At 41.0% G+C, this 11908-nt stretch carries 9 protein-coding genes; 7 read left to right on the forward strand and 2 right to left on the reverse strand.

The genetic code is table 11. The features are described 5' to 3' along the window. Positions 1–36 precede the first annotated feature (36 nt). From PNIG_RS16340 to PNIG_RS16370, 7 genes are all read left to right on the forward strand, one after another. Positions 37–1356: a porin family protein gene (locus PNIG_RS16340; RefSeq protein WP_011329593.1), complete on the forward strand. Its 1320-nt coding sequence runs from the start codon at positions 37–39 to the stop codon at positions 1354–1356. A 371-nt stretch (positions 1357–1727) separates the two neighbouring features. Then, the gene (locus tag PNIG_RS16345) at positions 1728–2123 is read left to right on the forward strand and encodes a YbaN family protein (RefSeq protein WP_041454623.1); all 396 of its coding nucleotides are present in this window, start codon (positions 1728–1730) and stop codon (positions 2121–2123) included. 127 nt (positions 2124–2250) lie between these two features. Next, complete coding sequence (locus tag PNIG_RS16350; RefSeq protein WP_011329595.1) at positions 2251–2883, forward strand: PepSY-associated TM helix domain-containing protein; 633 nt, start codon at positions 2251–2253, stop codon at positions 2881–2883. Next, positions 2883–3392, forward strand: coding sequence for a DUF2271 domain-containing protein (locus PNIG_RS16355; protein ID WP_089368903.1), 510 nt, complete (start codon positions 2883–2885; stop codon positions 3390–3392). The genes PNIG_RS16350 and PNIG_RS16355 overlap by 1 nt, the downstream gene beginning before the upstream one ends. Before the next feature lie 51 nt (positions 3393–3443). After that, positions 3444–4286 carry a DUF4198 domain-containing protein gene (locus PNIG_RS16360; protein ID WP_011329597.1) on the forward strand — a complete coding sequence of 281 codons (843 nt, stop codon included), beginning with the start codon at positions 3444–3446 and terminating at the stop codon, positions 4284–4286. Between the two features lie 291 nt (positions 4287–4577). Beyond that, positions 4578–7109, forward strand: a complete 2532-nt coding sequence (locus tag PNIG_RS16365; RefSeq protein ID WP_089368904.1) for a TonB-dependent receptor plug domain-containing protein — start codon at positions 4578–4580, stop codon at positions 7107–7109. 283 nt (positions 7110–7392) lie between these two features. Continuing rightward, positions 7393–9288: a monovalent cation:proton antiporter-2 (CPA2) family protein gene (locus tag PNIG_RS16370; RefSeq protein ID WP_089368905.1), complete on the forward strand. Its 1896-nt coding sequence runs from the start codon at positions 7393–7395 to the stop codon at positions 9286–9288. Here PNIG_RS16370 and PNIG_RS16375 read toward each other — a convergent pair. Further along, positions 9263–9976 (reverse strand): hypothetical protein, encoded by a 714-nt coding sequence (locus tag PNIG_RS16375; protein ID WP_089368906.1) that lies wholly within the window; start codon positions 9974–9976, stop codon positions 9263–9265. The two genes, PNIG_RS16370 and PNIG_RS16375, sit on opposite strands and share 26 nt — an antisense overlap. A gap of 134 nt (positions 9977–10110) precedes the next feature. Beyond that, positions 10111–11904: an alkaline phosphatase gene (locus tag PNIG_RS16380; protein ID WP_089368994.1), complete on the reverse strand. Its 1794-nt coding sequence runs from the start codon at positions 11902–11904 to the stop codon at positions 10111–10113. Positions 11905–11908 lie beyond the last annotated feature (4 nt).

An 11908-nucleotide genomic window follows, 5' to 3' on the forward strand; every position in this document is an offset into this window, starting at 1 on the left:
ATCTTAAATTTTCAATCAAAATTTGAGCAGCAATTTATGACTAAACTTTCGAAATTAACACTTGCCCTCATGCTAGCTGGTGCGTCGAGCAATGTATTCGCCGCAGATCTAGACACGCTTCAAACTCAGCTTAAGCAACTTAAACAGCAAATGCAGATGCTAGAGCAGCAATTAGCAGCTGAAAAAACCAAACAACAACAAATTAATGAGCAACACGAACAACAAGTTGCTCAAATAAGTAAAAAAGCGGATACAAAAATTGTTGCTGTTGCAGAGTCTGAATCAGATAAAAAAGACGAAGGCATTAAAATTGGCGGTGCTATTCGCGCTAATTACAGCATTAATTCATACGATGATGACAATAAAGATCGCGGCGGCGACTTTGATTTTGATATTTTCCGTTTAAATGTATCTGGTGAAATTAATGATATTTCTCTAAATGGTGAAATTCGCTTTTACGATTACATGACTGTAATTAAATACGCTTACCTTGGTTATGAGTTTGTGGATGGTTGGGAAGGCCAAGCAGGTATAACATCTGTTCCTTTTGGTAACGGCCCGTACAACTCACACAGTTATTTTTTTAGCACTAACTATTACGTAGGGTTAGAAGACGATTTTGATTTAGGTGTGGTAGTAAAACGTAAACTTAAAGACAACTGGAAGCTAGACCTTGGTTTTTTCAAAAATGATGAACTAGGCGGAGTAGACGGTGGTTCCGATAAAAGCAAGCGTTACTCGTACGATATTGTAGGTAGTCGTGCACCAAATGAAGGTACATACGCAGAACCTGTAAATAAAATTGGTGAATACAATACCTTTGCAGGTCGCGCAACGTATCAAGTAGAGCATAGTAAAAACGTAATTACCGATCTGGGTGTATCGCTATTAAGTGGCGGCCTACATGACGGTAATGACCGTGCTGGAAGCTACGGTGCATGGGCTGTGCATCTTGATAGCAAAATTAATAACTGGAACGTACAATTTCAACATGGCGAGTACGACTACGACCTAGACGATAATAGCAACCGTTTTGCTGTAGGTGCTTACGCTTATTACGATACTGTTTCGAGCAAAGCAACAATGACTAACTTCAACGTAGCTTATAACTACTCACTTGAGTGGGGCCCAGTGACCGACATTCAGTTTTACAACGATTACGGTATTATTTACGACAAGTCTGATAACAGCGCAAATACTTGGATGAATGTAACGGGTATGAGTGTTGCTGCAGGTGGTTTCTTTAGTTACTTCGACTTTATCCAAGCACGTAATCAACCATTTATTGGCGGAACAATTATTGGTGAAGGCGATACAGAACGTCGCTTTAATATTAACCTTGGTTATTACTTTTAAGCCAAGCAAGGTTAATTAGCTAGTTAACCTGAACTCTGGTTAAGATATTTACTAACGTATTGAATCATAGTTATATTTGATTTTATTTTCTCTAGCCAGAGGTTTTCAGTGAAAACAAGGCGAATTTACGCGTCAATAGCTGGCCTATTGCAAGTAAATTCAACGCAGTTAGCGCTGAAAATAGCTGCTTGAGATAAGTTTATTATCCGCAGCTCAGGTTAGTTATAAAGGGCAACTTTGTTTGCCCTTTTTGCTGCGCTAATTTTATTTATTCCTTTATGTCCACGTATTAAGTAACTGCAATTGCGCTTAAATTTCGGCATTAATTACTCTATAATCAAACTAACTATAATTTAATAAAACTAACCTAAGTGAATATAAAAACAACCTATATATATTACAAAAAGGTATGGTTTAAAGTACTTGGCTTAATGCTAGTTGTACTTGGAATTATAGGTATAGTACTACCGGTTATGCCCACCACCATCTTTTTTATTTTAGCTCTGGCCTGTTTTACTCGCTCATCGCCTGCACTTGAGCATTGGCTTTTAAATCATCCACGATACGGCACTACCCTGCACCAGTGGCAAGCACATAAAGTAGTGCCTGTTAAAGCCAAATATTGCGCCGCTTTGGGCATGCTGGTTGGTTTTATATTTTTACTGGCTTCATCTCCTGCTGTTTGGGTTATTTTTTTAGTTGCCATAATTGAAGTGGCTGTAATGATTTATTTAATTTTAAGACCCTCTTCCATACCAAAAAGTTGAATATCCCGCTTTAACAACGTAAATACCCGCTGTTTATAAAAACTTAATGTAAAGTTTAGTAAGTATATTTGTAATAGCTAATACAAATCATTATCATGTGGTAAATATTAATTAGTTTACAGTTATTATGGCGTTTATTAACAAACGAGCTTTATATAGCACCAGCCGGGCTTTACACATTTATATTTCTACAGCGCTATTTTTTTTGCTTATTTTATTTTGTGTTAGCGGCATAGTACTTAACCATGTTGACTGGCTTAAAAATGATAAAAATAATGGCCAAATATCAACTCCAATTCCAAGTGCATTGGCTGCCAAAGCAAATGCGCAGTTAAGTACCTTACCTACACTCTACCCCGAAATAGAAGCTTACTTAGCCAAGCAATATGCGCTCACTAACGTAAAAAGCATTGAATGGGAAAAAGAGGACGCACTGGTAATGCTCGACTACCCATTACCCGCGGGGTTTGCCTACGCCGAGCTCGACTTTATAAGTGGCACACTAAACCTTGATTACCAAACAGGTGGTTTTTTAAGCCTAATTGGCGATCTACATAAAGGCCGACATAGTGGCGAAGCATGGAGTTGGGTAATAGATATCTCAGCTGTATTAATGATCTTATTTGCCATTACCGGCATGATTATTTTATTTCAAAACAGAAAAAAACGCTTAGCAGGAATATGGATAACGGTGTTAGGCATAGCAACGCCTGTCGTTATTTATTTATGTTGGGTTCCACAATTAAAAGGAGTGTATTAATGATTAAATTTAAAGTGTTTATAAGCGCAGCATTACTGCTAGTTGCGACGTTTTTTCAAGCGACTGCGCATGCACAAACTGCACAATTAGAAATTGAATTAAACCTACCCGAATTAGACGTACAACCGTATCACCGCCCTTATGTTGCAGTTTGGCTAGAAACAAGCGAGCGCAAACACGTTACTACGCTGGCACTTTGGGTACAAAAAGCCGAATGGTTTAAAGACTTACGCCAATGGTGGCGTAAAGCCGGTAAGAGTAACCTTAACTTCGACGGCATAAGCGGCGCAACCAAACGAGCTGGATCTTACACCATTAATTGGCAGGGCAATGATTTAGACGGTAACCCAGTAAAACCGGGTAAATACTTACTTAATATTGAAGTGGTACGCGAAGAAGGCGGCCGAGATTACAGCCGTGTCGAAATAGACCTAACACAAGAGGGTAAAATCACGATTGATGGTACCAATGAATTTTCACAAAGCTTCGTCACTATTATTGCCAAGTAATACATAGCAGCAAATAAAGCATCCGCTAAAACCATTTAAAAAGGAACGATTATGAAAATCAATTTACTTAAAAGTGCATTAATTGGCGCACTTACAGTCACTGCACTTGCATCAAGCTATGCTAACGCCCATGCACAATGGTTAGTACCATCGCATACTTCTTTATCTGGCGATAAAGCGCATTATGTAATGATTGACGCGAGTATTTCTAATGAAATTTTTGCTCCCGACAAAGCATACCGCCCAACTGAGAAAGACGCACAATACGACGACAATTTACTGATGGCTATCGGCCCTGACGGCAAACCTATTAGCGATAATATTCGCGCTTACTTTTTACAGCGTAAAAACTCTGCGGCAGTTAAATTAACCAACGAAGGGACTTACCATATTGCAATGAAACGTGAACCACGTTTAATGACCTTTTATAAAGATGCAAAAGGTGAGCGTCGTCGTGTTTTTGGTGGCAAAAACAGTAAAGATATTCCAGCAGACGCTACAGATATTAAAACAACCAAAGCATTTTCTACCGTTGATACGTTTGTAAGTCGTAACGGCACATCTAAGCCTGCACTACTCGGTAAAGGTTTAGAGATTAGCGGCCCAACTCACCCTAACGATTTATTTGTTGGTGAACAAGCGCGTTTTCAGTTGCTCAAAGCTGGTAAGCCGGCAGCAAACGTTGAGCTGGCAATATTAAAAGGTGATACACGCTACCGTAACGAACGTGGCGAAGTTAAAGTAACCACTGACAAAAACGGCTTTTTTAGCACAACGTGGCAGCACCCGGGTTTATACTTAATTGAAGCAAGCGTGAGCGAAGAGTCGTCTGAAAAAGGCATAGATAACGTGCGTTACTCGTTATTTACTACATTAGACGTTGCGCCAGAGTAATACTTAACTCTTGAATTAAAACATTAAAAACAATAAAGAGGCCAAGTAATTTACTTGGCCTTTTTTATTTACATTTACTAAATTAATTGTATTAAAAAACACCTCAATTCACCATGTGATTGCAACTACTCAACACAAGCACACCTATTTAAATTAGTACGTTCAGCGCAAAGTAAACACCAGCCTTAGCTATTTGCATAACTTAGTTTGTTTTGATCTTTGCACTATCCTATTAGCTTCTTTAAGATGCGGCGCTTTTAGACTCAACAATAGCAGCCCTTGGGGGATCACATGACCATACAGCGCTTTTCAGCGAAAAAATTAGCACTTAGCTTGGCCGTTACTACTGCATTGAGCACGCCTTATTCAGTAGCTGTAGCCGCAGAGCCAGATAGTCAAGCACAAGAAAATATCGAAGTAATTTCGGTAACGGGTACTCGTCGCAGCTTACGCAGTATTGCTGAAAGTTCAGTACCTGTTGATATTATTACCAGTCGCGATATGGCCAGTACAGGCCAGCTTGAAATCAGCCAAGTACTTGCAAACCAAGTGCCAAGCTTTAACTACCCAAGCGCAACAATGGGCGATGGTACAGACCATGCTAAACCTGCAGTTTTGCGTGGTTTAGCCCCCGATCACACCCTAGTGCTTATTAATGGTAAGCGTCGTCATTCAGGTGCGCTATTAAACTTAGCTGGCGTAGTTGGGCGTGGTTCAACAGCTGTTGATTTAAATATGATCCCAACATCGGCAATTAAGCGCGTAGAAGTATTACGCGACGGTGCCGCAGCGCAATACGGCTCAGATGCTATTGCAGGGGTTATTAATATAATTCTTAAAGATGCAGCGCAGGGCGGCAGTGTAAGCGTAACTTACGGACAATATGATACTCAAATGGCTGGAGTACCTCAGCTTGAAAGCGTGTACGCAGATGCAAACGGCAACTTAGCATTTAATACTGGCGACGATCGTAAAATGAGCGATGGCGCAACGCGTACTATTAGTGCTAATTCTGGTTTTTCGTTAGCTGATAACGGTTTTGTAAACGTGTCTATTGAATATCGTGATAACGACTCTACCCAGCGCTCTGGTTTTGACCCTCGCGATCAATATAGCCACCTTGATGATGGTAGCCTAGATCCACGCGAGTTCACTATCGATCGTTATAATCACCGCTTTGGTAAAGCAGAGCTTGAAGACTATGCACTGTTTTACAACATGGGCTACGACTTTGATAACGGCTTAAACTTATACTCTTTTGGTAGCTACTCTAAGCGTGAAGGCAACTCAGGCGGATTTTATCGCCGAGCTGTAGATAAAAATAACATTTTAGACGTTTACCCTAATGGCTTTTTGCCACAAATTGAAACCGACGTAGAAGATTACTCTCTCGCTCTTGGTTTACAAGGTGAAACAGGCGACTGGACATGGGATGTAAGTACCAACTACGGCCGCAACGACTTTGCATTAGGCGTAGTAAATAGCTTAAATACATCTTTAGGTGCCACCAGCCAAACCGAATTTGATAACGGCGCATTGGTTTATGACCAATTTATTGTTAATGGAGATGCCAGCACAGCATTTGATTTAGGTTTACCAGATGACGTATTTTTTACTATAGGTGCTGAATACCGCCACGAAAGCTACAAAATAGAACAAGGCGAAGAAGCTTCTTATATTACCGCGCTTGATAGTAACGGCAACCCAATTGCAGCAGGTGGTGCACAGGTACTATCTGGTTTTGGTCCGCAAAGTGTTACCGACGAAAGCCGCCACAACGTAGCACTTTTTGTTGAATTTGATACCTACTTAACAGAAAAGTGGAATGTGGTTTTAGCCAGCCGTTATGAAGATTACAGCGACTTTGGCGACACATTCACCTCAAAAATAGCAACGCGTTACAGTATTACTGATAACTTATCGTTACGTGGTGCAGCAAGTACCGGCTTTCGCGCGCCATCGCTAGCACAAAGCTCGTATCGTCAAATATCAACCATACTTGAAAACAACCAAGCGTTTGAAGTAGGTTTATTTCCAAGTGACTCTCCAGCAGCACAAGCATTAGGCGCTAAAAAACTAGACGCTGAAGACTCTGTAAACTTAACCGCTGGCTTTGTCTACACTCAAGGTAATTTTAGCCTAACGGTTGATGCATATCGTATTGATATTGATGACCGGATTGTACTCTCTGAAAACCTAGCCGGTGCAGCAGTTGCTCAAATTTTAGCAAACGCTGGTGAGCTAAACACCGAAAGGGTACGCTACTTTACCAATGCAATAGACTCACGTACGCAAGGTGTAGACATAGTTGCAACTTATTTACTGGAACTAGATAACCTAGGCGACGTACGCTTAAACGCAGCGGTTAACTTTAACGACACTAAAGTCACCCATATAGACGACAACCCTGAAGAACTCAATTCGTTAGGTGATGACTATGTTGTATTTGCTCGGCGTGAAGTGGGCCGTTTTGAAGAAGGCACACCAGATAGCAAACTAAACTTATCGGCTGTTTGGAGCTTTAACGAATGGCAAACTACACTGCGTGCCACGCGCTATGGCGAAGTCGCTGATATTTCTACAAGCAGCGACCGAGATGAATACCTAGATGCAAAATGGATAACCGATCTTGAAGTGGCTTATAGCCCTAACGATGAATGGAAATTTGCCGTAGGCGCTAACAACCTGTTTGATCAGTACCCTCAAGCAACGGTAGATAATATTGGCCACTCTAACTTTGGCCAAATATTTCCGTACACGCCTTACACACCCTACAGTTTAGATGGGCGCTTTTTATACGGTAATATTACTTACCGCTTTTAATAAAAGTGCTAGCTAAAAGTTGAAAGTTATAAAGGATGCATTACGCATCCTTTTTTTGCTGCTTAACGATTGATATAAGTAACATTCGCGTTAATCCTGAAAAAAAATCTCATTATGATTAAAGCAGAGCTAGGGTATGTCAGCATTAATAATACTTTGAAGGCTGTAAAATTTAAAAAAAACAGCATTTCTAGCCACTTAAATTATTGTATTTTATAAGCGTGTCAGTCATTCTATTTATACGCAAACCACTTGGGTTTAAAAACTCACCTAGGAAAAACACGTGTTAGAAATAGCTTTAATTTACTTAGCGGCAGCAATTGTAGCTGTGCCTATTGCCAAACGAGTAGGGCTCGGATCGGTGCTGGGTTATTTAATCGCAGGCATACTTATTGGCCCTTATGCCTTAGCTATGGTTGGCGATCAAACCGATGTAATGCATTTTGCCGAATTTGGCGTAGTGATGATGCTATTTTTGGTCGGACTTGAACTACAACCCTCACGACTATGGAAGCTTCGGCACTCTATTTTAGGGCTTGGTGGCTTACAGGTGGTGCTAACTGCGGCGGTTATTTTTGCCTTTTGTTATTGGTTTTTTACCATGCATTGGCAAACCGCATTGGCCATTGGTTTAATGCTGGCACTTTCTTCTACCGCGATTGTATTGCAAAGCCTCGAAGAAAAAGGCTGGTTAAAGCAAGAAGCTGGGCAAAATGCATTTTCGGTTTTATTATTTCAAGATATTGCCATTATTCCTATTTTAGCGCTACTCCCCTTACTCGCGTTTGCTGCACCAAGTAGCTCAAAACAAATTAGCGATTCAATCATTGCTGACTGGCCTGTTTGGCAACAAGTAGGCGTCTCTGTTGGCGTTATTGCCGCTATCATTGCTGGCGGTAAATATGTGTCGGCACCACTGTTTAGATACATAGCACAAACTCACATGCGTGAAATATTCACTATTTTTGCATTGTTTTTAGTCGTGGCTATTTCGCTTGTAATGCACAGTATTGGCCTATCACCTGCTTTAGGTACTTTTTTAGCCGGTGTAGTATTGGCCGAAAGTGAATTTAGACACGAATTAGAAGCCGACATAGAGCCCTTTAAAGGCCTATTGCTAGGACTATTTTTTATCACTGTGGGGGCTTCAATTAATTTTGAACTGTTTTTTAATCAATTTAGCACTGTGATTAGCTTAGTTGTTTTATTGATAGTAATTAAAGCCTGTATTTTATTTGCGCTGGCTTTTACCTTTAAAATAAATAAAAAGCAGCAACTATTATTTACACTGGCTTTGGCACAAGGAGGCGAATTTGCTTTTGTACTTTTAAGCGTGACCACCACATTAAGTATTTTAACCCCAGAACAAACCAGTCTAGTGACCTTAGTGGTTGCGGTATCTATGTTGATAGCCCCTTTATTACTGATGTTGTATGAGCAAATACAAAAACGCAGTAGTAGCACTAAGCCTGAGTTTGATAAACCAGAACAAATAAATACCGCTAAACACGTAATTATTGCGGGCTATGGCCGCTTTGGGCAAATAATGGGGCGTTTATTACATGCACAAGGCTACGAAATTACCGTACTTGATCACAGCCCAAGCCAAATAGAACTGCTGCGCCGCTTTGGTAACACCGTATTTTACGGTGATGCTGCTCGCCAAGAACTGCTTGAAGCCGCAGGCGCGCATACTGCACAAATGCTGGTTGTTGCGATTGACAACCCAGATAAAACCATTGAAATTATTAAGCTGGCACATAAAAACTACCCACAATTAAAAATAGTGGCGCGCGCAATCGATCGTCGCCATGCGTATCAATTACTGAATCTAAAAGTGGATGCATTTAACCGCGAAACCGTCGACTCAGCCATTAACTTAGCCATAGAATCACTGCAGCTACTTGGCAATAGCAAAGAAGACGCTGAGCGTGCTGGTAAATTATTTAGGGATCATGACCGTGCATCTGTGTTACAACTTTCTGAGCTTTGGGGAGATGATGCCAGCTACGGCGTTGCAGTACGCCAACGTATGGAAGATTTAAAACAGGTATTACAGCAAGATAAGCAAGCACAGCAAAATTTAAATACCTGTGATGCCAACAATTATGAAAATGGCTTAACAGAAGACTCTGCTAAGCCTAAAAAACGACCTAATGATGATGCCCACCTTGAATAGCCTCACCTTGAGGATTATAAAAACCGGTGGCGCCGTGCTCTATAAAACCTAGGTTAATCATTTTTGCTAAAAATGGGTCGCTTTCGTTATCGCCAATGTCAGCATAGTCGGTGGTTTGAAAGTTATCCCATTTTACAAACTGAGCCTTAATCGCTGGTGTGTCATTTTGCACCGCGTCTAAGCTAAGTGACATGCTTGCTTTATTCGCTAGGTTACTAATGCTAAATGTTTTTACCAGTTTTGAATGGGTAAAAAATGCCAAGTTATACTGAGAGTTATTTTCTTCTAAGCTGTAATTTTTTATTTCGTTGCAGCCTTCACCTTCAGTGCTCACTAATGTCATTTTTTCAATGAGATGATTATCTACCAGCTGTACTTTTGCACTCCAGTTTTGCACTCCTTGCACCTCTGATGGCTGATATTCAATACCGCGCTGCTGCGCATTAAAATAACGAATAGGCCGTATTTGATTGTTGCTCGTATGCTGCCAAAGCTCTGTTATAACTTGGCTTTGGTGCGCCACTTGTTGCTGGTTTCGCCACAGGGTTAGCGCTTGAGTTGTTGGCTCGTTATTTTTATTGTTGGTTACAGTGTAAGTTGCTTTTAATAGCGCTGGGTTAACATTGCATTGCTGGGAAAAAGCGCTGCTACTGAATAATACGGTCATCATTAATAATGCTTTTTTCATTGGGTACTCTTTTTAAATGCTCTAATTTATGCTTTTAACATAGCTAAAAATAATGGCTGTTTTATGACAAAATATAATATAAAAACAACCCGCACAGAGTACGAGTTGTTTTGCACACACAAATTATAAACTTACTACTGCGCCACTTTGTCGTTTGCTGTTTTAACTAAATCTGCGGCAAAGTCCATTACATGAAATAAAAAGCTTTGCTCATTAGTGCCTGTCACTAAGTGCGCACCAGGGCCTATAGCATATACGCCAACATCTTCACCTGCGTGTGTTTCTGAGCTCATTGGTACCAGCGCTTCTTGATGAAAACCAGGGGTAGTAGTATCAACATTGGTTAAATCAACCCGCCCTGTTACTGGTGCAAAGTTATAACCTACGTCAGCATCTGTTTCGCTACCGAGGTTTCTAAAACCACCACCATTGGTATAACCTAGCGTTGTATATGGCATATCATCGGCCGCTAGGCTTGGCGTTGTTTCGCCTACGCCCACCACTTTACCTAAAATAGGATTACCGCGTTTAGGGTAACCCGCAATGGTAAATACATGGCTGTGATCGGCTGTTACAACAATAAGCGTTTCCTCTGGATTGGTGTTATCAACCGCAACTTTAACTGCTTTTGCCAATTCAATGGTGTCGTTTAAAGCGTTATATGCATTACCCGCATGGTGCGCGTGATCAATACGACCCGACTCAACGGTTAAGAAAAACCCTTTGTCGTTTTTGCCCAGTACATTTATGGCTTTTTCGGTCATTTGTGAAAGCGAAGGCTCGCCAGCAATATCATTTGCGCGGTCTGCTTCGTACTGCATGTGAGATTCGTTAAACAGCCCAAATACTTTAGTAGCATCATCGCTAATTGCATCAAAACCGGTTTGATCCATTACGTAAGTACCATTTGGATATTGCGTTTTCCATTCACTAATTAAATTACGATTATCAGTACGATCCCCTTCAACTGCACTTACTGCATCGGCTGAATTAAACGCAGCATCTTTTGGTAAAAAATGACGACGCCCGCCACCCATAACAACATCAATGCCATCTACATCAACACCATTAAAGCGCGCTTTTAGGTTGGCCTCAAAGTTAACCAGTTGCGATGCAATATCTTCACAATTAGCTGACTCGCTCGCGGGCATATCAGAAATATCTTCCCAGTTACGATCGGCCGATTTTGCGTACATAGCCGCAGGTGTTGCATGAGTAATTCGGGCAGTTGAAATAATACCGGTCGCTTTACCCGCAATTTCAGCAAGCTCTAGTGAGGTAACTAGCTCATGTCCTTTGCCCGACACACAATTACCACGCTCAACCGCTTCATCAATACCAATAACACCCACATCGGTTTTAACCCCTGAGGCCATTGCGGTCATAGTGCCGGCCGAATCGGGCGTTTGTGCATCTACGTTATAGGTTTTTACAAAACCTGAATACGGCATAGTTTCAAAGCTTAATTGATGCTCCTCACCCATTTCACCTTCTAACTGCCCGGCTAAAATACGCGCTGCTGTTATTGTCGAAATTCCCATACCATCGCCAACAAATAAAACAACATTTTTAGCCTTGCCTGACTCAGTCACTATGCTCGCATTTGCTGTTTTTGTGGTTGCTAACTTGGTTTGTGCATCACTAAACCAAGCATTACTAGTAAGCGATGCTAACTGCTCGCTGCTAAGCGACGTAGCTGGTGCATTACATACTAAGTTACTTGATGTAGCCTCACTGCTTTCTAATATTCCATTACCGTTGGTATCTTCGCCTGTTTGTGTTGTTACTCCGCCGTTAACACATTGCTCAGACCCGACAGCAATTACGTTATTGACAGTTAATATACTATTTTGGTTTTTATCGCTGTCACTTGAGCAACCCGTTAGTGCAAGAGTTACTGCTAAAGAAAGTACCGTTAATTTTTTCATGTTA

The organism is Pseudoalteromonas nigrifaciens (assembly GCF_002221505.1).
Lineage (GTDB): Bacteria > Pseudomonadota > Gammaproteobacteria > Enterobacterales > Alteromonadaceae > Pseudoalteromonas > Pseudoalteromonas nigrifaciens.

What these genes read in the sequence shown, in the direction of transcription:
- PNIG_RS16340 (WP_011329593.1), top strand. Translation starts at nt 37, where the DNA reads ATGACTAAACTTTCGAAATTAACACTTGCCCTCATGCTAGCTGGTGCG.
- PNIG_RS16350 (WP_011329595.1), top strand. Translation starts at nt 2,251, where the DNA reads ATGGCGTTTATTAACAAACGAGCTTTATATAGCACCAGCCGGGCTTTA.
- PNIG_RS16355 (WP_089368903.1), top strand. Translation starts at nt 2,883, where the DNA reads ATGATTAAATTTAAAGTGTTTATAAGCGCAGCATTACTGCTAGTTGCG.
- PNIG_RS16360 (WP_011329597.1), top strand. Translation starts at nt 3,444, where the DNA reads ATGAAAATCAATTTACTTAAAAGTGCATTAATTGGCGCACTTACAGTC.
- PNIG_RS16365 (WP_089368904.1), top strand. Translation starts at nt 4,578, where the DNA reads ATGACCATACAGCGCTTTTCAGCGAAAAAATTAGCACTTAGCTTGGCC.
- PNIG_RS16375 (WP_089368906.1), bottom strand. Translation starts at nt 9,976, where the DNA reads ATGAAAAAAGCATTATTAATGATGACCGTATTATTCAGTAGCAGCGCT.
- PNIG_RS16380 (WP_089368994.1), bottom strand. Translation starts at nt 11,904, where the DNA reads ATGAAAAAATTAACGGTACTTTCTTTAGCAGTAACTCTTGCACTAACG.